General features: G+C 66.5%; 20 protein-coding genes and 5 pseudogenes. 11 read left to right on the top strand and 14 right to left on the bottom strand.

What is annotated here, in order from left to right:
• Positions 1 to 48 precede the first annotated feature (48 nt).
• The 3 genes and pseudogenes from OG389_RS00350 to OG389_RS00340 all read left to right on the top strand — a co-directional run.
• Positions 49 to 933, top strand: a pseudogene (locus OG389_RS00350) (IS256 family transposase); the annotation flags it as partial.
• Positions 934 to 997: 64 nt separating this feature from the next.
• Entirely contained in the window at positions 998 to 1,279 is a 282-nt protein-coding gene (locus OG389_RS00345) for a hypothetical protein (protein ID WP_328296412.1), read from the top strand.
• A 21-nt stretch (positions 1,280 to 1,300) separates the two neighbouring features.
• Positions 1,301 to 2,371, top strand: coding sequence for a terpene synthase family protein (locus tag OG389_RS00340; protein WP_328296384.1), 1,071 nt, complete (start codon positions 1,301 to 1,303; stop codon positions 2,369 to 2,371).
• 284 nt (positions 2,372 to 2,655) lie between these two features.
• Here the strand turns inward: OG389_RS00340 and OG389_RS00335 are convergent, their stop codons facing one another.
• Positions 2,656 to 5,301 carry a hypothetical protein gene (locus OG389_RS00335; RefSeq protein ID WP_328296385.1) on the bottom strand — a complete coding sequence of 882 codons (2,646 nt, stop codon included), beginning with the start codon at positions 5,299 to 5,301 and terminating at the stop codon, positions 2,656 to 2,658.
• Positions 5,302 to 5,503: 202 nt separating this feature from the next.
• Between OG389_RS00335 and OG389_RS00330 the strand changes: the two genes are divergently transcribed.
• On the top strand, positions 5,504 to 5,626 hold the full coding sequence (locus OG389_RS00330) for a hypothetical protein (RefSeq protein WP_328296386.1): 123 nt from the start codon (positions 5,504 to 5,506) through the stop codon (positions 5,624 to 5,626).
• A gap of 139 nt (positions 5,627 to 5,765) precedes the next feature.
• Here the strand turns inward: OG389_RS00330 and OG389_RS00325 are convergent.
• Positions 5,766 to 5,978, bottom strand: a pseudogene (locus OG389_RS00325) (ATP/GTP-binding protein); the annotation flags it as partial.
• 123 nt (positions 5,979 to 6,101) lie between these two features.
• Between OG389_RS00325 and OG389_RS00320 the strand changes: the two are divergent.
• Entirely contained in the window at positions 6,102 to 7,316 is a 1,215-nt protein-coding gene (locus OG389_RS00320) for an IS110 family transposase (RefSeq protein WP_328296387.1), read from the top strand.
• Between the two features lie 120 nt (positions 7,317 to 7,436).
• Here OG389_RS00320 and OG389_RS00315 read toward each other — a convergent pair whose 3' ends face one another.
• A complete protein-coding gene (locus OG389_RS00315; protein WP_328296388.1) occupies positions 7,437 to 7,820 on the bottom strand; it encodes a hypothetical protein in 384 nt (127 codons plus the stop codon).
• 200 nt (positions 7,821 to 8,020) lie between these two features.
• Positions 8,021 to 8,224, bottom strand: a complete 204-nt coding sequence (locus OG389_RS00310; RefSeq protein ID WP_328296389.1) for a hypothetical protein — start codon at positions 8,222 to 8,224, stop codon at positions 8,021 to 8,023.
• Between the two features lie 436 nt (positions 8,225 to 8,660).
• Here OG389_RS00310 and OG389_RS36645 point away from each other — a divergent pair.
• Together OG389_RS36645 and OG389_RS00300 are read left to right on the top strand one after the other, a co-directional pair.
• Positions 8,661 to 8,765: pseudogene (locus OG389_RS36645) on the top strand (hypothetical protein); the annotation flags it as partial.
• A 62-nt stretch (positions 8,766 to 8,827) separates the two neighbouring features.
• Positions 8,828 to 9,286, top strand: a complete 459-nt coding sequence (locus OG389_RS00300; RefSeq protein ID WP_328296391.1) for a transposase — start codon at positions 8,828 to 8,830, stop codon at positions 9,284 to 9,286.
• Between the two features lie 96 nt (positions 9,287 to 9,382).
• On the opposite strand, the gene OG389_RS00295 is transcribed toward OG389_RS00300, so the two are convergent.
• The 7 genes and pseudogenes from OG389_RS00295 to OG389_RS00265 all read right to left on the bottom strand — a co-directional run bounded on the left by OG389_RS00295 (position 9,383) and on the right by OG389_RS00265 (position 15,333).
• Complete coding sequence (locus OG389_RS00295; protein WP_328296392.1) at positions 9,383 to 9,901, bottom strand: hypothetical protein; 519 nt, start codon at positions 9,899 to 9,901, stop codon at positions 9,383 to 9,385.
• A 387-nt stretch (positions 9,902 to 10,288) separates the two neighbouring features.
• A complete protein-coding gene (locus OG389_RS00290; RefSeq protein WP_328296411.1) occupies positions 10,289 to 10,609 on the bottom strand; it encodes a HEAT repeat domain-containing protein in 321 nt (106 codons plus the stop codon).
• A gap of 124 nt (positions 10,610 to 10,733) precedes the next feature.
• Positions 10,734 to 11,978, bottom strand: a pseudogene (locus OG389_RS00285) (IS256 family transposase).
• Positions 11,979 to 12,080: 102 nt separating this feature from the next.
• Positions 12,081 to 12,931, bottom strand: a pseudogene (locus OG389_RS00280) (IS5 family transposase).
• 376 nt (positions 12,932 to 13,307) lie between these two features.
• Positions 13,308 to 13,835, bottom strand: a complete 528-nt coding sequence (locus tag OG389_RS00275) for a putative mucin/carbohydrate-binding domain-containing protein (RefSeq protein WP_328296410.1) — start codon at positions 13,833 to 13,835, stop codon at positions 13,308 to 13,310.
• 5 nt (positions 13,836 to 13,840) lie between these two features.
• A complete protein-coding gene (locus tag OG389_RS00270) occupies positions 13,841 to 14,641 on the bottom strand; it encodes a M60 family metallopeptidase (RefSeq protein ID WP_328303404.1) in 801 nt (266 codons plus the stop codon).
• 17 nt (positions 14,642 to 14,658) lie between these two features.
• Positions 14,659 to 15,333, bottom strand: a complete 675-nt coding sequence (locus tag OG389_RS00265) for a M60 family peptidase N-terminal accessory domain-containing protein (protein ID WP_328296409.1) — start codon at positions 15,331 to 15,333, stop codon at positions 14,659 to 14,661.
• Positions 15,334 to 15,947: 614 nt separating this feature from the next.
• Between OG389_RS00265 and OG389_RS00260 the strand changes: the two genes are divergently transcribed.
• From OG389_RS00260 to OG389_RS00250, 3 genes are all read left to right on the top strand, one after another.
• The gene (locus OG389_RS00260) at positions 15,948 to 16,256 is read left to right on the top strand and encodes a transposase (RefSeq protein WP_443059179.1); all 309 of its coding nucleotides are present in this window, start codon (positions 15,948 to 15,950) and stop codon (positions 16,254 to 16,256) included.
• Positions 16,253 to 17,125 carry an IS3 family transposase gene (locus OG389_RS00255; protein WP_328296395.1) on the top strand — a complete coding sequence of 291 codons (873 nt, stop codon included), beginning with the start codon at positions 16,253 to 16,255 and terminating at the stop codon, positions 17,123 to 17,125. Before OG389_RS00260 ends, OG389_RS00255 begins: the two co-directional genes overlap by 4 nt.
• A gap of 620 nt (positions 17,126 to 17,745) precedes the next feature.
• Positions 17,746 to 18,609 carry a nitrilase-related carbon-nitrogen hydrolase gene (locus OG389_RS00250; protein WP_328296396.1) on the top strand — a complete coding sequence of 288 codons (864 nt, stop codon included), beginning with the start codon at positions 17,746 to 17,748 and terminating at the stop codon, positions 18,607 to 18,609.
• A gap of 109 nt (positions 18,610 to 18,718) precedes the next feature.
• On the opposite strand, the gene OG389_RS00245 is transcribed toward OG389_RS00250, so the two are convergent.
• Positions 18,719 to 19,093 (bottom strand): hypothetical protein, encoded by a 375-nt coding sequence (locus OG389_RS00245; RefSeq protein ID WP_328296397.1) that lies wholly within the window; start codon positions 19,091 to 19,093, stop codon positions 18,719 to 18,721.
• A gap of 620 nt (positions 19,094 to 19,713) precedes the next feature.
• Here OG389_RS00245 and OG389_RS00240 point away from each other — a divergent pair.
• Positions 19,714 to 20,082, top strand: a complete 369-nt coding sequence (locus tag OG389_RS00240) for an LPXTG cell wall anchor domain-containing protein (RefSeq protein WP_328296398.1) — start codon at positions 19,714 to 19,716, stop codon at positions 20,080 to 20,082.
• 160 nt (positions 20,083 to 20,242) lie between these two features.
• On the opposite strand, the gene OG389_RS00235 is transcribed toward OG389_RS00240, so the two are convergent.
• Both OG389_RS00235 and OG389_RS00230 read right to left on the bottom strand, forming a co-directional pair.
• Complete coding sequence (locus OG389_RS00235; RefSeq protein ID WP_328296399.1) at positions 20,243 to 21,427, bottom strand: IS701 family transposase; 1,185 nt, start codon at positions 21,425 to 21,427, stop codon at positions 20,243 to 20,245.
• A 109-nt stretch (positions 21,428 to 21,536) separates the two neighbouring features.
• Entirely contained in the window at positions 21,537 to 21,683 is a 147-nt protein-coding gene (locus tag OG389_RS00230) for a hypothetical protein (RefSeq protein ID WP_328296408.1), read from the bottom strand.
• Positions 21,684 to 24,253: the final 2,570 nt, after the last annotated feature.

Genomic DNA, 24,253 nt, shown 5'->3' with positions numbered 1-24,253 from the left:
GTGTTCGACAGGGACGTTGACGGTGCAGGTGTGGCATCGAAGACGACGATGGCGAGCCGGGAAGCGGCGGCCGCGCACGGGCTGAGCCCGGCTCTGTTGGACGAGCTGGCCGAGCTGGCCGCCGGCAAGGTCCGCGAGGGCGGGCTGCGGCTGATGGGCGAGGGCGGCCTGCTGGTCGAGCTCACCCGGCACCTGATGCAGGCCGCCGTTGAGGCGGAGATGGACCTGCATCTGGCCGAGGAGGCCGGCCGCACCGGCGGCCGGGGCTCCCGGTCTGGAGGCAACGCCCGCAACGGCTACCGGGGCCGGAAGGTGATGACGGAGGTCGGCGGTGTGACGGTGCAGGTCCCCCGGGACCGCCTGGGCACCTTCAGCTCCAGCGTGCTGCCGAAGTACGCGCGCCGTACCGGCGGCCTGGAGGAGATGGTCCTCTCGCTGACCGCGAAGGGCCTGACCTCTGGGGAGATCGTCGCGCATCTCGCCGAGGCCTACGGCATGGAGACCTCCAAGGAGACGGTTTCCACCATCACGGACAAGGCCCTGGATGCCATGGCCGACTGGCGCACCCGCCCGCTCGATCCCGTCTATCCGGTCCTGTTCGTGGACTGCGTGAACGCGAAAATTCGGGACGGTGCGGTGGCGAACCGCCCCATCTACGTGGTCCTCGCGGTCACCTGCGAGGGTCACCGCGAGATCCTCGGACTGTGGGCCGGCGACGGCGGCGAGGGCGCCAAATACTGGCAGAACGTCCTCGCCGAGCTGCAGAACCGCGGCGTGAGGGACGTGCTCATGCTCGTCTGCGACGGCCTGAAGGGCCTGCCCGAGGCGGTCAACACCGTCTTCCCCGCCACCGTGGTCCAGCTCTGCATCGTTCACCTCATCCGCACCACGCTGAAGTACATCTCGCGCGCCGACTGGGACAAGGCCGCCCGCGGACCTTCTGGGGATCTGGGGTGATCCCGAGCGAACTGGCAAGCCGGTCGGCGCCGATCTGGCCGTGCGCAAGAAGTCCTTGCCTGTCGCCGCAGCGCTGGCATCGCCCGGAGCGGCGGCCCGGGAGCTGGCCACGCTGTACACCGGGTCCGGCCGTTTGTTCGCGGCCCAGTTGACGCGTGCGGCAGAGCTGGTGGAGGCAGCCGGGGGGCGTGCCTGGGCGGAGCGTGAGGCTCAAGAGCACATCGGGCGGGCGCTTGACCAGTTGACGGCGGCCCGTGCGAGCGAACCTGCGGCGGCGGAGCTGGCCACCCTGGCGCATTTGATCATCCACCGGGACCGTTGACCCGCCTTCGAGGAGACCTTCATGTCTGAGCAGGTCCTGCTTCCGCCTCTCTATATGCCGCTGCCCGCGGCCATGCACCCCGAGGTCGACCGTATCTCTGCCCGGTCGCGGCAGTGGATCAGCAAGTACGGCCTGGGATCGCCGGAGAAGATCGAGGCGAACAACATCGGCGAGGCCGCGTGCCTGACTCTGCCGCTCACGCCGGAGCCGATTACCCAGATCTACTGTGACGTCGCGAATTTCGCCGTCGTCCTGGACGATCTGGCCCTGGGCGGTCTCGGCGGCGGCGAGGGGCTGCTGCGGTACTTGCCCAGCTACATCTGCCGCGTCAGGTACACCTGTGCCGTTCCCGGTGCCCGGCTGCTGGATGCGGACAATCCGATCGAAGCGCCATGGATCGATCTGGCCCAGCGTCTGCACGCCGGATCCTCTTCCGCGCTTGCCATGCAGTTCGCCGATGCTCTGCAGGTGTGGATGGTGGCGATGCTCGCAGAGGAGACGGGCGAGGTGAACGACGTGAACAGCTATCTCGGCCAGCGCATCGGCGGTGTCGGCAACTCCGCCGCCGAGGCCCTCCTGGCGATCGGGGCCGGCCTAGGCCCGGACCAGCGGATGACGCCCGCGTTCCGCGCGCTGAGTGATGCCGCCAGTGCGCTCACCGTCATCGACAACGACCTGGTCTCCTACGGAAAGGAGACCACCGAGGGCAAACCGGCCTCCCGTAACCTGATCCACCTGCTACAAGAGCAACGTGGCCTGGACTTTCAGGCCGCCCTGGATGAGACCGTGGACATCCACGACCGGATGATGGGCCTGTTCGTGCGCCTGCGGGACCAGGAGTACACGGCGGCGTCGCCCGCGATGCGCCAGTACCTCACCGGACTGGGTCACATCATCCGCGGCAGCTGGGACTACTACTGGCGGGAGAGTACGCACCGCTACCAGGGCGCGGACCGTGTCATGGCCGACGGCGGCTTCGCCGATGCTCCCGTGGGCCACGGACGCCTGGACGAGCCGGCCATCTCCTGGTGGTGGGACCAGCTCAAGAACCACACCGATGTCGCTGAGGGGGAGGGCGGTCGCGATGCATGAGGGTTGGTGAGCTGGGGTGTTGCAGGTTGATTGAGAACGGCTTGTGCGACGCCAGTCGTGGCTTGGTCTGGGACTGTTGCAGGTTGGCTGAGAACCAAGCTGGTGTTGCAGATGGCTTCTGCGTCTAAAGGGCCGAGTGCTATTTTTAGGGTTTCAGGTTGTTTTGCGCAGGTCGGCTGGGTGGTGGGGCGGGTCGGTTTGCGGCTTCTGGGCTCGACGGGCGGAGCGTGGTTGGTTCTTCCGCTGCCAGTGCCCGGGTAAGGCTCCGCGATGCTGGCCGTCCGTTAGCCGAAGTACGGGGAACGGTTCTCCAGCCAGCCGATTGCGTGCAGGTCGCGTGCGAGCCAGCTGTAGGCGAGGTTCGTGGCCTGCCGTTCATGGTGCATGTTGATTGCTTCCTGGCTGACTTCGGGTACCCGGAATACTGATGATTTGCCGTCGGCCAGGTTTGTCCACTGCCTGGGTGGTACGTCAGGTTCTTCAATCAGGTTGAGGTTCACCACTGGCTTGCCGGACTCACGTGCCGTGCTGTCGGTGTGGAGCGTGTACTCCAGGATCGGAGGAACATCGGCGCTCTCGTCTGGGCTTGCCGTGATCACGAGACCATCAGCGCGGACCGGCACGATGCTGTAGAGGGCCAGCGCGTGCCCGAATCGGGGGAAGTTCGTCTCTACGAGCTGCTGATAGCCGATGAGCGCATTCTGTAGGACGGTGGTTGTGATGGACCAGATCAGCTCAGGCGAGTAGGCCTCCCAGACGAATCGAGCCCCCGTCCTCTGATCCGCAGGTGGGTACGGAGCAGCGAGGGTCTCCGCGTGGATATGCCGGAGTTCGGCGTGGAGCCAACGGATGTCGCCGGAGTCGATTGTGTCGCCAGATGCCTGCCAGGTACACCACTGGCTGCTCTCAACCTGCTGCATCATCGTCTGCACCTTCAGCCGGAGGTCATGCACAGGAATGGGAGTGCCATGGGGGAGTCGGCGGCCGGAGAGAATCCGACGAGCGAGATACCAGATCCGCTCGGCCGCGAGCGGGGAGTCGGATGGCACAGGCAGTACCCTCCGCTCGATGCGGTGGGACAGGGCCGTACGCAGTCGATTGCGTGCCCAGGTCCATCTCGACAGGTCATCCTGTGGCAGGGCGAAGCCCTCGATGCTGTGGAACTGTGACAGCAAGCTGCCACTGGGGTGAAGGTCCGGTCGTACCACGATGTCTGCGTCCAACACGCCTTCACGACCCACGGCAAGCAGCATGAAGTTGCCTTCAAGCCGGACACCCCATTGTTCCAGAGCCCCGCTGTGTTGACGTGTCAACTGGGATCGGAGGCCGCCGAGACCATCGATCCAGGCCAGCATGGCTTCCCTGAGCCACCCACCTGCTACCAGTGCCGATTCCTCGCCGGAGTTCCATTGCCTGCTACCTACCCGGCTGGCCCGTTTACCGGATGTGGAGACCTCATCTAGTACCCATGACGCTGCGGCTGGGTTTGCTCGTACGAGACGCGACATGAACTCCAGCGCCTTGTCCGCGGCAGCAGTGTCGATCGCGAACGCGACCGCGTAGCGCCAGCGGGGGAAGCTCTCAGGGCCTGCTGCGTCTTCAAGGTGGGTGATGCCATCTTGGAGAGCTTGCGCGGCGAAGTGCTGCTCGAACAAGGGCAGAGCGAATCGCAGATGGTCGTCGTCCCGGACTACCAGCCCCGTCTCCTCCAACTCCCAGACTTCCTGGTCCCGCCCGAACGAGGAGGCCCGGACCTGTCCGGCTGAATCTAGGACTAGGGCGGCCAGTCGTACCAGGCCGCCCCACACTTCATCCTTGACGGGCCGCCGCTGCTGCCGAAGAACGGAGCTCGCCAGACCAGCGAGCAACTCCTGCGTAGACACATTTGCGTCACCGCCGGCACGCAAACGGCTTGCCAGGGCGTGGACCAGTAGGGGACTCGTAAGAAGCTGTCGAGTTTCGTGCTCTTTGACTGCATGGAAGACCCGCTCACCCACGATGATGCGGAGCAACTCCAGACCGCGCGTACGGGGCCAAGGGGCGACCTCGATACGCTCGCGCTCGTCCACCTCGCCCGCCCCCGGCCGAGTCGTTGCAAGAACACTGAGGCGAGGCCACGTCAGAACCAGTCGCCGTGCCTGGGCCAGCACCTTATCGGCATCCCACGGACTCAGCCGGTCCAGATCATCAATGACGATCCGGCATTCCTGCTCCAGATTTCCACTTAGGACCGTTTCTAGCTGACGCTGCTCCAGGTCCCGCGCCTCCAGCCACACCGGCACCGCCACATTCGCGTCCGTCTGTGCCTGTATCAACCCCGCATCCCACCAATGCTCGGCTTCCTCGCTCTTGCCTGCACCCATGGGCGCCACCAGAACCCGAACACTGCCGAACGGAACCTCTACGAAGGCTTGCTCTTGAGCAAGGAGCCATTCGAGAACATCGTCCCGTCGATCCGCTGGCGTACTACTCAAGCGAGTAAGCCTCCGTGCGAGGGAACGCCGTTCCGCGAGCCCCAGCGCTTCCTCTCGTTTCGTATCAGCCGTCACTTCGTGACCATCTGTAGATGGTCGATTGTCCGTCAGAGAGACGAGCTGCTGGTTGCTCCTGGCCGTTGATACCTGCGCTTCCTCCAGGAGGTTCCGCCAGTTCCGCTCGTTCGGCTTTTCCCCAGCCCAGGCGCTCCAGACCCGAACCAGGGCGATGAAGTGTTCGCTGCTGCTGGGGCTGGGCACCGTCGCACGCGCCGATGGAACAGGAAGCCAGCGACTGATCGCTTGGAACGTGACGGCGACTGCGTACGGCGTTCGCACCGTCTCGCGCGCGGCCTCCCGCCTGGAACACGGCAGCCCGGCAGCCTTCCGGGCACGCTTCGCCCGCGTTTCGAGGGCACGCAGCTGCTCGTTCAGTTCCTGCGCCGGATCCGGCATCCGTGCTCCCGGTGGCTGTCCGTCGTGTCCGCAGCGACCGCGGCGGACACCTCGTTGACCTGCGAGCCTAGAGGCCGTTCGTCCGGAGCGTCCTCCCTTTCGGACACCAGCCTCGTGTGGGCTGGAACCTCAGGTCAGCGCCCGGCAAGCAGAGCCGGGCAACGACCTCCAAGGGAGTATCGGAGTGAACCGGAACGATCCAATGAAGAAGCGCACTATGCGCCGGCTCGGCCGCACGGCGTTGTTCGCCGCCGTACGCGGAGCCAGTGCCGCCGTCGGATCGTCTGTGATCGCCACGCTGATCTGGTGGTTCGGGTCCCGCTGACGGCAGCCCCTGATGCCGCGTGTCTTGGAGGCGGCGAACTGACAGCGTCGAGGGCGGCTGCCGATCTTGCTGGGGGTTCCGGCTGAGAAAGGGACCGATGAGTGGGCACGGGTCTGTCCCACGGATTTGTTTGTGCTGGTCAGCGGGTAGTTCGGCGGGTCGGGGTGCGGGTTTTGAGCTGGTGGGTTTCGGCGTGGTGGTCGAGGCGGACAGCCTCGAGCGTTGTTTTGGTGATGCGTTCGGTGCCGTCGTGGATGGCGGTGATGGTGGCTTGGCGGATGAGTCGGGTGAGGCTTCCGATGCGGCCGGCGGTGCGTTGGTGGAGGTAGGTCGCGTGGCGGGGGAGTGTGCCCGGCCACCGCCCGACCCGGCGCAATGCCGGGCACAGACGTGGGCGGCAGGTCTGCATAACGTGGATGCGCGAGCACGGTGCCATTGCCGAGGCCAGTAGGAGCAACCACCTGGGAGGGGTGCAATGTTAGACACCGGTGATGTGGGCGTCTTCCTGGGTATGGACGTCGGAAAGTCCGCCCATCATGGCCATGGGCTGACGCCGGCGGGCAAGAAGGTCTTCGACAAGCCGATGCCCAACAGCGAACCGAAACTGCGGGCCGTCTTCGACAAGCTAATCGCGAAGTTCGGCACGGTGCTGGTGATCGTGGACCAGCCGGCATCGATCGGCGCTCTGCCGCTGACCGTGGCCCGCGACGCGGGCTGCGAGGTCGCCTACCTGCCCGGACTCGCGATGCGGCGGATCGCCGACCTCTACCCGGGCGAGGCGAAGACCGACGCGAAGGACGCGGCGGTGATCGCGGACGCCGCCCGGACGATGCCGCACGTCCTGCGGTCGCTGGAGCTGACCGACGAGATCACCGCCGAGCTCACGGTGCTGACCGGCTTCGACCAAGACCTCGCGGCCGAGGCCACCCGCACCAGCAACCGGATACGCGGCCTGCTCACCCAGTTCCACCCGTCGCTGGAGCGCGTGCTCGGACCCCGGCTGGACCATCCGGCCGTCACCTGGCTCCTCGAGCGCCACGGGTCCCCGGCCGCTTTGCGGAAAGCCGGCCGCCGCAGGCTCGTCGAACTCATCCGCCCGAAGGCGCCGCGGATGGCCGCGCGGCTGATCGACGAGATCTTCGACGCCCTCAACGAGCAGACCGTCATCGTTCCCGGCACGGGCACCCTCGACATCGTGATCCCGTCCCTGGCCGCCTCCCTCGCCGCGGTCCACGACCAGCGCCGAGCACTGGAAGCGCAGATCAGCAGCCTGCTGGAGGCTCACCCTCTTCACCCGGTCCTGACCTCGATGCCGGGAGTCGGGGTCAGGACCGCCGCCGTCCTACTGGTCACCGTCGGCGACGGAACCGGCTTTCCCAGCGCCGCCCACCTCGCCTCCTACGCCGGCCTCGCCCCGACCACGAAGTCGTCGGGGACCTCGATCCACGGCGAACACGCACCCAGAGGCGGAAACCGGCAGCTCAAACGGGCCATGTTCCTCTCCGCCTTCGCCTGCATGAACGCCGACCCGGCATCACGCACCTACTACGACCGCCAACGAGCCCGCGGCAAAACCCACACCCAAGCCCTCCTCCGCCTCGCCCGCCAACGCATCGGCGTCCTGTTCGCCATGCTCCGAGACGGCACCTTCTACGAGTCCAGAGTCCCCACCATCACCCTCGCCGCATGACCATCCCAAACAGCCCCACACCCGGCACCGCATCCTTGACGAAAGACATAGAGACACCCCCCCGGGACATCACCACGTCCGGCCAGTTCGACGGGAGGCCGGGCTACGGTGGCGATTCAGTCAGCGGATTGTCTCGGCGAGCGGCAGTGCCTGTTCCGTTTCGCCTTGTGCGCGCAGGAACTGGTCGGCTTCCTGACGGACCTGTGCCCACAGTTCGTGAGTTCTGAGGCCCAGCGCGGTCCAGTCCGCGGATCCTTCGTCCGCGGTCAGGTGGCCGAGGAGGGCGTCGATCCGCGCGAGCTCGGACAGCGCCTCGGAGGTGAGCCAGCCCTCGTCGCCGAGCTGCCGTGCCATCACGGCCGCGTCGTCGAAGTTCAGGGCGATCTCGTCCACCGGGACGGCATACTTCTCCAGCCAGGCCAACTGGTCGTGCGCGGGAGCGGCCAGCAGCGCCACGGCGGCCAGGAGCTGCCGGTACCAGCCTTCCCAGTTCGTTTCGGTCACGGTCCGATCATGCCAGTCGGGTTCGGTGCTCCCTCCGTTCAGGGCTGCGGCAGGAAGGACACGTCCGGCCGTGCGACGTCAGGGGAGCGGCTCGACATCCCAGGGCCCACACGCACACCAGCGCGACGCCGAGAGCCTGCGGTACAGCGCCGCCAGCTCGGGTCAGCGAAAGACCCCGCCCGGGGTCCTGCCTGCCAACGTCACCAGTCGTCGGGTGCGCTGCCCTGGCGCCGCTCCAGACGACCGGCCAGCACCCGCGCGGCCCGATCACGGCCAACCAGATCCGCAACCCGATCCAGCTCGCCCCGGACGCGACCAGTCAGCCAGCGCTGCGCACCAGGCTTCACCAGGCGCCCCCACAGCGATGTGACCGGCTCGAGAACCGGCCCCAGGTCACGGGGCACGGCAGCTGCACCCTGGGCCCACAACCACGAAGAGCCACCAACCGAAGCCCGTGCCCCGTCAGAGAAAAGTCGCTTGTCCCCGCGCAGCGGGCCCTGTCCAGGGCGCGAGGAGCCGACAGCCGACGGCTTGTCCCCGGAAGCATCCTCGCCTGCGCGCGCGGTCCGGCAATGGACCGCAACCCACGACGGCGGAGCCGGAAGAACACCCGAGATCACCGTCAGAAAAGGAATCAACAACAACCACATGCGGGTGGTCGGTGTGGAGCAGTGCACCAGCGCCGACGTATGGATCAGCCCCCGAAACCTCTTCAACCCCAGTAGTTCCAAGGGCTTCAGGCACCTCAGCTGCCGCATCGGAAGCTGAACGAACCCTGAGTGCACCAACGGGCTCGCATCCGGCGCTCTCCGGCGAGTGAGGATCGTCGGATGCACACCCGTCGAGAAGAACGAGCGGTCCTGCGGCCACACGGTCCTCGAGGTGGTCACCGACGACATGCCCTTCCTGGTCGACTCGGTCACCAACGAGCTGACCCGCCAGGACGAGTGGTCAAGGGCAACCAGCCGAAACTCCACGCTGCGCTCAGAGCCCTCCCCTGGAAAGAGGTGACCGCCCGCCGCTACGACCGCGAGCGCGGGCACGGCCGCCGCGAGACCCGCTCGATACGCATGCTCACCGTCACCGGCCTCGGCCTGGACTTCCCCCACGTCGTCCAAGCGGTGAAGATCCTGCGGCACCGCACCGACCTGAAGACCGGCCGTGTCACCCGCCAGACCATCCACGCCATCACCAACATGACCGCACGCGAGGCATCACCCCAGCTCATCGGCCGTATCACCAGAGCTCAGTGGGGCATCGAGGCCCTCCACCACATCAGAGACACCACATTCGCCGAGGACGCCTCCAAGATCCGCACCGGACACGGGCCCGAGAACATGGCCACCCTGCGCAACCTTGCGATCAACACCCTGCGGGATGCCGGCCACCGCAACATCGCCGCCGGGCTCCGAGAGGTCTCCTACATACCCTTCACCCGCCCGCTCGACCTCCTCGGACTCGCCTGACCTGCACCGCAGCATGATCAACACGACTATGAATTAGCCCTGGCAAGGGAGAGCCCAAGGAAGACCTCCGCACCGGCAGTCGCGTTTCCGCCGCTGTCAGCTGAGTTCGAACGAACTCGCCCGGTTAAAGCAGCCGATCTGACTCAGGTCCCAGTGCTTGTCAATCCACCGGTTGCCGCACTCACCTTCAAAGTTGCGGTCGGAGGAAAACCAGACGTCGCAGTGGGTTCCGTTCTCCGGGGTACTGACCGAGCTGACTTTGTCGTTCCAGCCGGAAGGCATGTCCGCGTAGCGGTAATCCTTGTCGGTGGTCGATGTGGTGCAGCCACGGGGGGCAAAGATGGCGAGGTGGGCGCCCTGCGAATTGTAGTTCACCCAGTCGTACAGAGTTGCGACCAAGACCCCGGCGGAGGCGGCGTACTCCTTCGACTGTTCGGCGGTCGTGAAGCATGCCTGTTTCCCGTTTTCGACGGTTAAGACACAGTTCGTATGGGTGGCCGTGAGGGCTGACGTCGGTCCGGGCTCAGCACTTGAGGGGCCCGCGGCCACCATGGTTGCACCGACAGCGAAACCCAATGTGACAGCTAAGCGAACTGGCGTGTGGCGCATCCGCATGATCATTTCCTCTCAATTTTGATGTGCCTACGCTGAGTGCATCCTGCGCTCCAGAGTGACGCCGACCCGACCCGCCTCGCAATGGTCCACCCGAAAAATGGCCGAGCGACACCGCTACTGCCAGTTGAATGCTGCAAACTAATGAGAGTCGAGCGCATGTCGCCCTGATTCGGCATTTACGAGAAGACGGCTTCGGATGTACCTGAACATGGGCAGTCAGCGTGAAGCGCTGTGTCCGCACGCCGAGTGCGGACGCGGCGTGGTCATGAATCTGGAGAGCTTGGCTGTCGTCCACCCACTCCACACGGACATCGACTTCCGCAGAACCCAGGTGTACGACCCGAGCGCCAACCTCGGGGAACGGGTCACCCAAGAGGTGAGCAATCGTCAAGAGTTGTGGATGGCGTTGTCTTCGGTGCCTTTGGCGATCTCGCTGAGCGCGCGGGCGGCCTCCTCTCGGACTTCCGGGTCGTGATGGTTGAGGAACGGGGTGATCGTCTCTGCGGCGGTCCGGTCCTGGGTCGCGCCGAGGATGTAGAGGCTGGATTTGAGGAGCTCGGGTTCCAAGGTGGAAAGGCCGGGGATCAACGGTTCAAGCAGTCGCAGGGGCAGCTTGTGGTGGTTGAACGCCTCGCAGATCGAGTTGAGCGCCGACTCGCGAACCGCGTAGTCCGGTTCGCTGATGGTGAGGGTGGCCAGCCGCGACACGATCAGCTCGGCGACTGCCTGGCTCAGGGCAGAGCCTCGTAGGAGGTCTCCGAGCTCGGCGGCGCGAACGTCGCGTTCCCGAGGACTTTGGAGGTCAGTGCTTCCAGGGCCTCGTTCAGGGCATTCATGCTGCTATCTCCTCGTGACGCTCCTTCAGGACACCGCGCTCAAAGTGGGCGCCGGCGCGCACGAGGGCGACCAGGTGGGGTGCGTTGACCGTGCGCCAGCGGTTCTGCGCGGACTCGATGAGCTTGAAAGCCATCGCCAGCCCGGCCGCCCGGCTGCCGGGCCCTTGGTCACCTCGTGCGAAGCCGCACGGTGGCGAAGGTCGACTCTATGGGGTTCGTCGTGCGCAGGTGGATCCAGTGCTCGGCCGGATAGTCGTAGAAGGCGAGCAGGACCTCGATGTCACCGGTGATCTTCTTCACGGCCTTCGGGAACTTTGCCCCGTAGGTGTCGGCGAACGCGGTGGCGTGCTCGGCGTGTCCTCGGTCCTCGGCGTTGTAGATGGCCGCGAGGGCCTTCTTCGCCCCGGGCTGGGCGGACTTCGGGAGGGCCGCCAGGACGTTCGCGGTCTTGTGTACCCAGCAGCGCGCGTCTGAGGGAAGACCTCGCGCAGGGCACTCCAGAAGCCGAGTGCCCCGTCACCCACGGCCAGGACGGGCGCACGCATGCCGCGTCGGCGCCAGTCCCGCAGCAGGTCGGCCCATGACTCCGTCGATTCGCGGTAGCCGTCCGCGAGGGCGACCAGTTCCTTGGTGCCGTCCGCGCGGACCCCGATGACCACGAGGATGCACAGCCGGTCCTCGCCCAGACGGACGTTGAAATGAACGCCGTCGGCCCACAGGTAGACGAAGTCGACGGCTGACAAGTCCCGTTCCGCGAAGGCCTTCTGGTCGTCCTGCCACTGGGCGGTCAGCCGGGTGATCGTCGCCGGGGACTGGCCGGCGGCCGAGCCGAGAAAGCCCTCCAGGGCGGGTACGAAGTCCCCCGAAGACATCCCGTGCAGGTAGAGGAGAGGCAGTACCTCCGCGATGCGCGGAGAGCGGCGGCACCACGGCGGCAGGATCGCCGACCTGAATCTCTTCCGTTCACCGGTCTGCGGGTCAGTGCGCTTGTCGTTCACCCGCGGAGTGGCAACCTCGGCCGCGCCGGAGCTGGTCATCACCTGCCGCGGCTTCGCGTGGCCGTTGCGGACCACCAGGCGCTTGCCCGCCTCGTCACGGAGATCTTGCAGCTCTGCGAGGTAGGCGTCGACCTCAGCCTCCAGCGCGGCGGCCAGCATCCGCCGCGCACCCTCGCGCACGATCTCGTCCAGCAGCGAGACCCCATCTCGCGTCGGACCGTCCTCAGTAACTACCGTCAGCACGGGTGTGCCCTCCCGACCAGCGCAGCAACGCCGGCCATGCTCGATCCCTATCGATCCACCGGGAAGGTAGGCCCCTCCACCAGGCCGATCCACAGGTCTCGATCATTGCTCGCCGGCCGCGCCCCCCGCGCGCGCCCCGCCCCCCGCCCCCGTTATGCGCTTGGCGAGGTTGTCGATGGAGGCGATGTGGATCATGGCTTCGGAGCTGGTGGTGAGGGTCTCGTAGTCGCGGGCGAGACGCCGGTGCATCATGATCCAGCCGATGCTCCGATCTACTACCCAGCGTCTTTTCACGACGTGAAATCCGCGGACTCCGGGGTTTCTGTTGACTACTTCGACGTCGATCCGAGCTGGGCGCCATGTTCGACGACAGCGTTCTTGAAGCCGGTGTCGACCCAGCTCTTGGAGATGGTCGGGTACATCTCCTTGGCCTGGTCGAGCAGGCGTATTCCCATGGCGTTCTCGGAGAGGCCGGCGCCGGCGACGGTTACAGCGGAGGATGAGACCGATCGTGTCGGTGAGGATGCCGCGTTTCCGCCCGACGATCTTTTTGGCGGCATCGGTTCCCTGGCTGGTCAGGTGCACGTTGGTGGAGGTCTTCACGCTCTGGGTGTCCATGACCGAGGCGGTTGGCTCGGGGGTGCGGCCTTCCTTGGCGCGAGCCAGGCCGGTGAGGTCGTAGTTGAGCTGGGCGAAGATTCCTCGTCGCGCCAGGCCGCGTAGTAGAAATAGACCGTGCCGTGGCCCGGGAAGTCGTGCGGAAGGTATTTCCAGGGGATTCCCGTGAGGTTGACGTAGAGAATCGCGTTGAACGCGTCACGTAAATCGACCTTGGGTGGCTGGCCGGTAGGCCTGCGGTCGAGCCGGGCCTTCCGCCAGGCCGTTAACGTCGGCCCGATCAAGGCCCATCGGGCGTCGGACAGGTCGCTGGGGTAGGGATTGCGCTGGTTCACGCCGTAGCGTGAGCATGGCTGCGGCGGAGGGTGCCGTTCCGTTGCTGCTCGGCGTTCCCGCCTCATCTTCGAACGAGACGGACTTCATGTATGAGGAGCGGAGCAAACGGGCGGCCGCGTCGAGGAGGTCACGTAGGTGAGGGGGTCTGTATGGGGCAAAAAACCTCAAACAAGACAGCCCTGAAACGCACTTACTAACCCGGGACTTTCAGCGAGGATCCCGTGCTGCCGTTCACAGCGGAACATCGCCTCGAGTGCGGGGCGCCTCCTCCACAAGGAAGCCGGCGTGGCTGCGTTCCTTCGCCGCCGCCCCGCGACCGCCGCTCACCGTGCGCCGGGCCGTACCCGTCGCTTCGGCGACGGGTACGGCGCGTCGTCAGCCGGTCGGGATCAGGCGGCCGCCCTGTACCCGGTACCTCTGGGTGGTGGCGGTGTTCGCGGGTGCTGCCTTGCCCGCGTCCCAGCGGAACATCCGGGAGGGTTCGCGGTGACGGAGCTCCAGCACGCCCCCGTTTTGGAACGGGATCCCGTCGAGGGCTTTCACGAGTGCGTCGCCCCGGCCGGTGCCGGTCATCTTCTCGTCCGCGAGCACGGTGCCGGCGGCGTTGGTGTAGCGGACCGCGGCGTACTCCTCGTTCTTGAAGTACACGTGGGACTGGTTCGTGGAATTCAGAACCGCGTGGATGCGCCCTGACACCGCGTCAAGGGCGAAGACCACCAGATCGACGTTGTCCAGTCCCCTGATGGCGATGTCCGTGCCGTGCACGACGTCGACCGGGGCGAAGATCACGTTCGGTGTCCCGTCCGGTGCGACGAATCTCTGGGTGAACTGTCCCGTCCCCGTGCCGATGCGGGTGGCTGTCACGCTCGCCACGCCCTTGGTGCCTCCCGTGGCGGACACCACCGGCTTCAGGGTGTTGCCGGGCTGCGCTGTTCGAGGGTCGCCGCCCCGGCCATCTTCACGGAGACCACCGGAGGGCTGTAGGTGACCTTCCGCTCGACCACGGGCTTGGTACTGTCGAGGTTCTCCCAGATGCGGTTGCGCAGGGCCGGAAGCGCTGCCATGACCTTGCCGGTGTCGGCTGTGAGGGGGAAGCCCCAGGCGGCGAAGAACGGGCGGAGGTCACGTTGCGCGGTCTGGGCCGCCAGTGTGGCGAAGCGCTGCATCGCGGCGTCGGTTCCCAACGACCGGGTCAGGCCCATCTGCGCCTCGACCCGGTCCTTCTGTGCCAGGCTGGCGTAGAAGTCGTCTCCGAAAGCACGCGTGAGCTGGTCGAACATGCGCAGACGCACCCAGACGTCGGCCTTGCCGAACTGGCGCTCGGCGTCGGGCTGCGCGAGGAACTTCTTCGCCCCGTTCACCATGCCCGTGCCGTCGAGGCGACTGCGCTGGCCGAGTTCCTTCTGCACCGCGAGCGAGGTGATGTTCACGGTGACCTCGCCGAGGCCGGCCCACTTCACGAAGCCCGGCTGGTAGGTGTGGCCGATCTCGTGCCACAGGCCCCACTGGTCCGTGACCGGGCTCCTGAACAGGTCTGCCGCCGCACCGCTCTTGGTCTGGAACGTGACCCGGCCCGGCGCGGCGCTGGCGTATCCCGAGCCGGTGTCCGGACTCGCGATGCGCACCCGGTGTCCGGCCCGCTTCGTAGCGCCGGTCCCGTCGCGCGAGAGACCCCAGGTGCGGTCCGCGACGTCGACCACACGGTCGATCGACGCGGCCCGGTTCCCTATGTCCCCTTCACGAGGTACTTCGCAAGCGAAGGACGCTGCAGCTCCGCGATGAATCGGTCGCCGATGACTACGGCGAAGGGGGCCTTCGAGGTCTGCACCTGGGTGTCGAACGCGGCGGGGCTCGTGGTCTTGTGCACGAACGTGGGGACCGCCTGGCCGCCGGTGACGGTGACGTGCGTGGTCCGGCTGCCGGCCGGGGTTTCGTCGACGAGGTTGACCAGGCCGTCCAGGGGCGCGGTGATGACGTTGGCCCCCGGCTGGAGCGCCAGCGTCACCGGGGTCTTCGCCTTGCCGCCGTTCAGGCTCTGGTAGATGCCCTCGACGCCGACGCTCGCCTTGAGGCCGGTGACGGCGGCGGGAACCGTGACGGTGATCTTCTGTCCCGCGGTCACGAACCGGCCGGCGGGCTGGAGGCTGGAGTGCCGGTAGCCACGGCGCTCATCCTTGCGGGCGGCTTCGGCGCTGCCGAGCGCTCGGACGTCGAGGTCCGATCTGTCCGCTTTGACGGTGGGGCCGTACGGCTTCGCGGCATCGGCGGGCGTGACCGCCGAGGCCCGCACCGTGAAACTCGCGAAGGGGTCTGCTTCCATGACCGTCACCGCTGCCATGGCCATGGCCAGCGTCGCGGCCGCAATCACCATGCGGCGGGACAGTACCGTCTTCCTCGTCATCGACCACTCCTCCTGGAACATCGGAATGAGACTGAAGGTTTCACGGGACTGGAATTCGATCGAGTTCTTTGAATTTCCAACCGAACAGGCCGAATATCGAATGAGGATTTGACTGCGATCGGCAGGCGCCTGATGGCGTAAACACCCGTGGAGCCGCAAACCTTAACCAGCGCGCGCGCTTTGCGACAAGCAGCATCTTCCATTCTCAGTCTGACGTGCGGTGAAGGACGCCAGACGGAAGGTAATCGAGCCCGCCGCCTCGTCCGCGATACGACCGCTAGTGCCGTGGCCGGGCAGGTCTGCCGGGTCTCGGTATCCGGTGCGGTGTATCGCAAGGCGGAGGGCCGCCGCTCGTACCGGACGTACTCGGGTGGTCCGACAACACGGCGAGGTGCTGTGCCGGGCGCCGCGACCCGGTGGACCTTTCCGGTCACGGCACTAGCCTCGCCGTTTCGGTTGGGGCTGCTGGGCGGCTGAGCGAGGTTGTTGAGGCCGTGTCGGCCGGTGGACATAGTGAGGGCCCGACGCGGGGTCGGGTTCTCCAGGGTGGGTTTGATCCGCTTTGACGGACATCGGAGATCAGGGGCTTTGGCCCCGGAAGGATGATGTTCATCATGGAGAGCATGGGGAAGAAGAAGCCGCGTCCTCGCCGCTCGTTCACGGCGGAGTTCAAGGCCGAGATCGTCGAGCTGTGCCGGCGGGGTGACCGGTCGGTCGGTCAGGTCGCCAGGGATTTCGAGCTGACCGAGACGGCAGTGCGGAGCTGGGTGAGGCAGGCCGAGGTCGACGCCGGCGAGCGGGACGGCCTGACCAGCAGCGAACGCGAGGAACTGGCCGCACTACGGCGGGAGAACCGTAGGTTGCGCGAGGACGTCGACATCCTCAAGCGTGCGACGGCTTTCTTCGCGACGGAGACCCGGTGACGGTGCACCCGTTCATCGAGGCGGAGAAAACCGCAGGTCACAACGTCAAACGGACGTGTGAACTCCTCAAGGTCTCCCGGACCGCCTACTACGCCCGCCGCACTGGCACCCCTGGCCCCCAGGCGGTGCGGGACGCCGAGCTGACCAGTCAGATCACCGCTGTTCACCAGCAGTCCCGCAGCACCTACGGTGCCCCGCGTGTTCACGCCGTCCTCAAGCGCGAGGGCGCCGACTGCGGACGCCGCCGGGTCGCACGGCTGATGCGCCAGGCCGGCCTGACCGGCAGGCACCGACGACGCCGACACCGCACCACCATCCCCGACCCACACGCCTCCACCCGACCTGACCTGGTGCTTCGCAACTTCCAGCCCGATTTCTCGGCTCTCGACACCCGCTGGTGCGGAGACATCACCTTTATCGCCACGAACGAGGGCTGGCTCTATCTGGCCACCGTGATCGACATCGCCTCACGCCGCGTCGTCGGCTGGGCAACGGCCGACCACCTGCGAACCGAGCTCGTCGCCGACGCACTGCGGACCGCCTGCCGGACCCGGCGGCCGGCCGGTCCGGTGATCTTCCACTCCGACCGCGGCTGTCAATACACCAGCCGTGAACTCGCCTTGTTGGCCGCAGAGTTCGGCATTCGTCTGTCGGTCGGACGCACTGGGCAATGCTGGGACAACGCGCTCGCGGAATCGTTCTTCTCGACCCTCAAGAACGAGCTGGGCGACACCGGCCCCTGGCCGAGCCGGGCTGCCGCACGCACCGCGATTTTCGAGTGGATAGAGAGCTGGTACAACTTGCACCGGCTCCACAGCAGCCTCGGCTACCGCAGTCCTGCCGAGTACGAGGCCGCCCTCGCCGCCTGACCACCACACCAAAGGTGTCCGTCAAAGCGGAACAAGCTCAACCCTGCTGGAGGCCGTCAGTGCCGCGATCGAGTCCCTGGCCGGCGACGCGCCGGTCGCCGCGGTGAAGGCAGCCCGCCAGTTGGAGATCATCGCCCAACGGACCGGGTGCTGGCCCGCGAACCAGGCCCGCTCCCAGGGACCGGAACAGGTGGCTGCGGCCCTCGGACTGAACGTGGATCAGACGCGTTCTCTGCTGGCCCGCTTCGGACGGTGGATCCCCTACCGCTGACCTGCGCCACCGCGCGTGGTGGCGGCCCGCCCGGGCCGACGCGCGAAGTAGGACCCGGGCGAGTTCCACCTCCAGCCTGCCAGCACACCGCTCACGGACAGGCGGCCACGCTGCGCGTGGGCGGGAGGTCGGTTCGTGCGGCCCAGCCCGGCTCTCCGTCGCTGCCGGTGAGTCGACACCCGCCATTCAAGTGATCTTGGTGTCCGGCGCGGTAGTGATTCGTTTCTTCCCTTGTGGCGGTCGTGGGGATCGCCGGTCATGGAAAGAGCAGTCGCAGATGACGCAGCCCATTCGTATCGTGTTCCGCTCCGCACTCCGCGATGCGCCCGCTGTCGGGGAGGGCCTGCGAGTGGCGCTCTATCAGGGCCAGGGGCCGGTCGGGAGCCGGGAGGCGGTGCGGCAGAACATGGACCGGCTGGCCGAGGTCACCGCTCTGGCTGCGGCCTACGACTGCCAGGTGGTGGTGTTTCCGGAGAAGTACACCACCGGCTACGCCATCGACCCCGGCCAGTGCCGGGAGCTGGCAGAGCACCGCGAGGGGCCCTCGATCGACCGGGCCCGCCTGGCCGCCAAGGAGAATAGGCTGGCCGTGGTCCTGCCCTACCCCGAACGCGACGGCAGCGACTTCTACGACTCCATCAGCGTGATCACCGCCGACGGGCAGGTGGCCGCCAACTACCGCAAGACCCACCTCTACGGAGCGGCCGAGCGACGCAACTACTCCTTCGGCCAGGAACTGCCGCCCCTCGTCACGATCAACGGCATCACGGTAGGCGTACTGAACTGCTACGAGTGCGAGTTCCCGCCGCTCTACCAGTACCTCGCCGAACACGGCGCACAGATCGTGCTGGGCCCCACCGCCGCCGACGGCCACTTCCGCCTGGCCGACGGCACCATGAGCCGCGTCCCGTACCAGGACGCCACCCGCCACATCATCCCCGCCATGGCCTCCATCTGGCGTCTGTTCGTCGCCTACGCCAACCGCCGCGGCTGGGAACAGGTCCCTGCCGGCGCCTGGCAGTACCAGGGAAACTCCGGCATCTGGGGACCAGACGGCGAACCCCTGGTGGCGGCCACCGCCGAAGACCGCCACCAGGACTGCCTCCTGATCGCCGACTGCCTGCCCGGAACGATCCCGCCCTTCAGTCCCGAAGGCCACCACCCCACCGACAACCGCCTGGCCCTCAACCCGGTCCTACGCCCCGCCCGCTGAAAAGGCAGGCCGGCCACCTGGCGATGCACACAGCGGCTGCTCGCACTGACAGCGCCCCGTCACGGGCGCTGATGGCTCGTGTCAGGGCGGTGCAATCCGAAGCGTCCGATTACTGCAGCGTGATTCCATCGACGGGCAGTTCGTATGAGTAGTAGCGGGCCGCGGGCGTGCTTTCCTCGTATGCGTCGTAGCCCTGCTTCCCGGCGTCCCTCTTCCCGATGCTCACCGGAGTTATGGTCACCGCGCTGGCGGTCCCGGTGGTCACCAGAGTGAAGGCGCGGGCGAGGGCTTCGAGTCCTTCGGATGCCTGTCCGGCTCGATGGTCGGCGAGGAATCCGGCTTCCCTGCCGATGGCCTCGATCAGCCGTTCACGGGCCACGGCGACGGTGGGTGATTCCAGTACCTGGATCTGGGCCGGGATCTGCTGGATGCCGTCCGTAGCTGTGTCGTCGGACGTCTCGGGGACTACTTGGTCGTCGGACATGCGCCTGTCTCCCTACCGGGTCGGCTCCCTGCCGCCCAGGTCAGAGCGTCGCAGTATGGATCGTCTAGGATCAACGACTCCCGGAGGAACGGCCGGGAACCGCCAGAGTGGCGCGAAAGGCAGCCCCGTGACGATCGTGACCGGGCCCATCCAGCAGGGGGCGGAACGACCGGGCCGTCGGCCACGCTCTCGTCAGCTCCTGCGGTGGGCTTCCAGAAAACCGTTCCTATCGAACGCACAGGAGAGACGGTGCGAAAAGGGGCGGGCGGGGGCAACTCCGCTCGGGGCACCCGTCACCGACAGGCACCGGTGACGTTCATGAAGCGGGGCGCCCGGTGCCGGCCGTGGTCCGGCCGAGGTGCTGGCGTCCTTCATATCGGTTCCAGCGAAGGCTCCAGTGCCGGGAGATGGACCTGACCTACCGCCTCACCGGCGACGGAGAGTTCGGTGCGGCACTCGACACCTGGGTGAACCCCAACTACGGGGACGTATAGCCGGACTTCCAGCTGGAGGCCCTGGTCGACGGCAAGTGGAAGAACCTTGCCAAGCCGGAGAACAACGCCGCCTTCCACCTGCCGCAGATCCCCGAGGGCTTCAGCGCGGCCTCCGGCGAGTGAGTCGTGCACCTGCGTGCCCAGCTCGGCAAGGCGACCCAGGTCAAGGAGGCCGTCGCCTTCAGCCTGCAGACTGAGATCGGCCTGGCCGAGGGCAACACCTACCCCTTCGCGTACACCGACGGAAAGTTCCAGCTCACCCCGGCCGCGCCCACCACCCCGGCCCCGACGAAGCCCGCGCCGACCACCCCGGCGACCCCGACCCCCGCCGGCACCCCGACCCCCGCCAACACCCCGTCCGCGACCGGCTCCCTGGCCCACACCGGCTCCGACTCCAACGCCGGCCTGTACACCGGCCTGGCCGGCGCGCTCATCGCCCTCGGCGGAGCTGCCGCCTGGCTCGGCGCCCGCCGCCGCAACGCCACCCGCGGCTAGTACTGCAACGGTGTTTGCTGTGATGGTTTGTTGGCTTCTGGCGGTGTGTGACCGCGTCGTTTGTAGTGGCTGACACGTGCCTGGAACTGCCGTCGCCGTCGCCAGTGTGACCAGTGCAGGACGTGGTCGATGCTCGCGCGGGGCCGGGTAAGCCGACTGATCAGACGTCGGAGTTCGGGCAGGGTGAGGGGTATGAGCTGGGAGGATCCGTTTCTGCTTTCCCGGTATCCAGTGCTCGGCCGCGCAGGACGGTGAGGCAGACGTGGGCGGCCATGGCCAAGGTCATGTGGCGGTGCCAGCCGTCGTAGCGGCGGACCTGGTAGTCGTCCAGGCCGCACTCCTGTTTCGCGGTCTGGAAGCATTCCTCGACCGCCCACCGGCTTCCCGCGACGCGGATCAGCTCGTCCAGAGTGGTCTCGGCCGGGCAGTAGGCGATGTAGTAGGAGATCTCCTCGGGCCGACGAATGCTGCGGCGGGCGATCACCCAGTGCCGGCGGTCCTCGCGGTGCCAGGGCCGGACCTCCACCCTGGCCCAGTCGTAGACCCTCGGGCCGTGGGCCCCATTGCCGCAGGAACGACGCTTCCACTTCTGACGGGGCAGACCGGGAAACAGGTCGTGAACAGGATGGTCCATGGCCCAGCGGGAGACGACGGTGTCGTGGCGGGTGGTGGCCATGACGTGGAAGACATCCGCCCGCTCCAACTCCGTGCGCCAGCCTTTGGAGAAGCCGTAGGCCGCGTCCGCGGTCACCCACCGGAAAGGAATCTTCTCGGCGATCGCCCGGCGGACCATGGCCTTGGCCATCACCACCTTCGTCTCGAAGCCGACCGAGTCATCGATGCCGGCGGCCCGGCACCGGTCGCGGTCATCCGTCCATGACGTGGGCAGATACAGGCGGCGGTCGATCAGGGTGCGGCCACGGCTGCCGGCATAGGCGAGGAACACCCCGATCTGGGAGTTCTCCGTCCGGCCGGCGGTCCCGGAGTACTGGCGCTGGACCCCGGCCGAGCGGACGCCCTTCTTCAGGAACCCGGTGTCGTCGACGATCAGCACCGCATCCGGATCGCCGAGATGCTCGACGACGTAGTCACGGACGTCGTCCAGGACCTCGTCCGCGTTCCAGTCGATCCGGTTCAGCAGCCGGTGGATCCGGTCCGGACCGGCATGCCCGGCCTCCTCGGCAAGCGTCCACCCGTTCTTCCGCTCCAGCGGAGCTATCAGCCCCCGCATATAGGCAAGAGCCGACTCACGCGGCTCCGACCTCGAGAAACGGTGCACGAACCGCTCATGCAAAGCCTTCAGTTCACCAGCCCACAACCGGGCATCCCCAAGTTCCCCACCCATGACCTGACCAACGACCGACCTGCCCAACCGTCACAGCAAACACCGTTGCAGTACTAGGCCGTGGCCGGACAACAACGCGGGGCCCGGCACACCAAGTGCCGGGTGATCGTCACCCGTGGCTCTGCAGGCTGTGCGCGAGCTCGACCTTGAGCACTCCGTACGCACGCTGCACGCTGCACCTGGGCACCTGGTTGGAGGTGATCGGGCTCGCCCTCGCCAGCCGGGCCGGATCCCGACTCGCGAACTCCTCCGGCATCGCGGTGGGCCGTATGACGTTCCTTCGGCGGGTTGCGGCTCGACCTGCCCCCGAGGCCGAGGTGCAACGGGCCCTCGGCATCGGTGATTTCGCCACCCGGCGTGGGGCCACGTACGCCACTGTGATCACCAATGGCGAGACGCATCAGGTCATCGATGGCCGAGCCAGCTTGATCCCTGCCGGCCGTACCCGCAACGGCTCTGGTCAGAGGGGTGCACGACGCCCTGGCTCTACATCGCCGGACGCGGCTATCCCGACGGGTACGCCTCCGTCCGCGACTACCTCGCGGCCTTCCGCCCCTCTCCTGGGACTCCGGCGCCCGGGACTTCGATGCCGTTACACCGAAGGCGCCGTGAACCGCATCAAGAAGACCAGGACGCAGCTCTACGAGCGAGCCGGCTTTCGCCTGTTATCGCCGGCCCCGGCCACGATGGCTTAGGGGCTCCATGCGCTGGAGCCCGAGCCATGGGGCGCCCCGTTTCTTCCCACGGGCGAATGCGTCGTCAGTGCTCGGCGAGCCGGAAGAATAGGCGCGGAACTGAGACGCGAGGCGCAGGACGCGGCCTTCCTCGGTGGCGGTGTTGCGGGCTTGGAGACGGGCGCAGAGACCGGACGAGTCGCAGAGTTCCACTTTTGAGGGGTCACGACCACATCACGGGGGTGCTCCCGCGGTGGGAGCGCGCTCCGAAAGGCGCGGCGGAAGCACTGGACGCGCCTGAGGTCCGACTTGCCGTGTGGCCGTACGGCGATGAGGTGGTCGCCGATCCTTCAGGCCGATGGAGTCGTCCGGGCCGCCCTGCGTGGCTACTCCGCCGCGGTACGGAGCGAACGCCGTCGGGGGCGGTCCGGTCTGCGGGCGGACGCCGATCCTTCAGGTCCACTCGGTGGGCCTGAAGCCAGTCTGGGCTTCGGTTTCGGAGTGGTGAGCACTCCTGTAGGGGTGTCCGTTCAGTCGGGACAAGATCACTGCGGACCGCATCGCCGGGTGTCACTATCGAAACTTTGTTCTCATCCGGTGGTAGTAGATGGGCGGGAGGATTTCGTGCCGGAGGAAGCGGTTCCCTGGTTGAGGGTCCTTCCTGAGGCAGCGGCCCAGTGGGCCGCTGGTCTGATTCGCGGACTGCCTTGGTTCTGCCAGGCTGGCGAGGTTCTTGTGCCCGGATGATGCCGGAGGCATCGCAATGACGCGATGTCTCCGTTCCGCTGAGCCGGGGCCGGGCCGCTGTCTATTCGCCGCCTGCTGGCGGATTTCTAAGCACCGCCGTTCCAGGCGGCTTCGGCATGTTTGCGCACTAGTCGATTAATCCTGGTTTGCCGGTTCGTAATTACCGGTGAACTGCTTCCGCGTGATGGGATTGAGGAGAAATAGAGACCATGGGAAATCATTCGAAGCGTCGTACTCAGGGGAGGCATCGGAAGCCCGCCGCGACACGCATCGTCCCGAGGGAGGGGAGTCTTGGTGTGAAAATTGCTGCGATCGGACTGACTGCGGCAGCGGGTGGTTCCCTTGGTGCGGGTCAGGCTTTTGCCTTGTCGGGCCCCTCCTCTGGCTCAGAGAGTAGCGTGGTTCAGCCTTCTGGTACGGGGCCGAAGTTTACTGCGCAGGCTTGGCTCAGCGATTCGGCGAACTGGCAGCATTTGACGGAGGGCGCAGGGCAGGCTGACTACGTTAAATGGCTGAAGAATCAAGGCTATGCCGTGGACACGAAAAACGGGCTGCATATTTCATATTCAGGCCAAAAATATCCATATAATCTGGAGCAGTTGGAGGCGCTGCAGCTCCGTTTTCTGGCGAAAGAACATGCCCAGTGGCTGCAGGGGGAGTATGTAAGTTTCCTTCGTGATGCCGGGGTTCCTGAAGATGAAATCAGGCCCATGGTTTTGCGTGAACTCCCTGGCGCAGTTTCGATCCTTGAGACTGAACATGACCGACTTTATTTCGGCCAGTCGGGGAGCGGCCAACCCGAGCCGGGCAGCGAAGGAGAGAGGCTGTATAACATATCGAAAGCCGATCTTGAGGAGAAGCAGAGGGTAGAAAACGAAAGGGCAGCGAAAGAGAATGCCTTGGAGATAGCGAGAGTCGAGGCCGAAGGCGGGGAGCCGAAGCTACAGAAGCCGAAAAATGTGGGGCCCGAGGTCTGGCATGGATTTTGCTCTGAGGTTGACTGCTATAACCAGCTTTTTAGGGATCAGAGTGCACCGGGTGCGGAGCCTGATCCGGTGCGACGTACGGAGGCTGTCGAGGCTAGAGGGCAGGGCGAAGGCGGGAAGGGTAAACCGGTCGGAGAGTCCAAGGCGCTCTGCAGGTCGTGTGCGGCAGCTATGGCTGCTGCGGGAGTTTCCGCTCAATCGGAAAAAATGAAGCCCGCCCCGGGTGCTCAGGCTTTCCCGAAGGAAGGTAGCAACTCGGGGCAGGGAAGGGGCAAGGCGGAGGCGAGTAAGCCCGGTACGTCGTCATCTGACAGGGGGAAGGTAATCCTGTCCCGGACCCTGGAGGCCAGTCGAAGGAGAACCCAGGCCCGTCGCGCGGGGAGGAACTGGGCGGGGGCGGACAGGTTGACCCTTCGGCC

Origin of the sequence: Streptomyces sp. NBC_00435, from assembly GCF_036014235.1 — a bacterium.
Lineage (GTDB): Bacteria > Actinomycetota > Actinomycetes > Streptomycetales > Streptomycetaceae > Streptomyces.
This window is presented reverse-complemented; position numbering and strand designations above follow the sequence as displayed.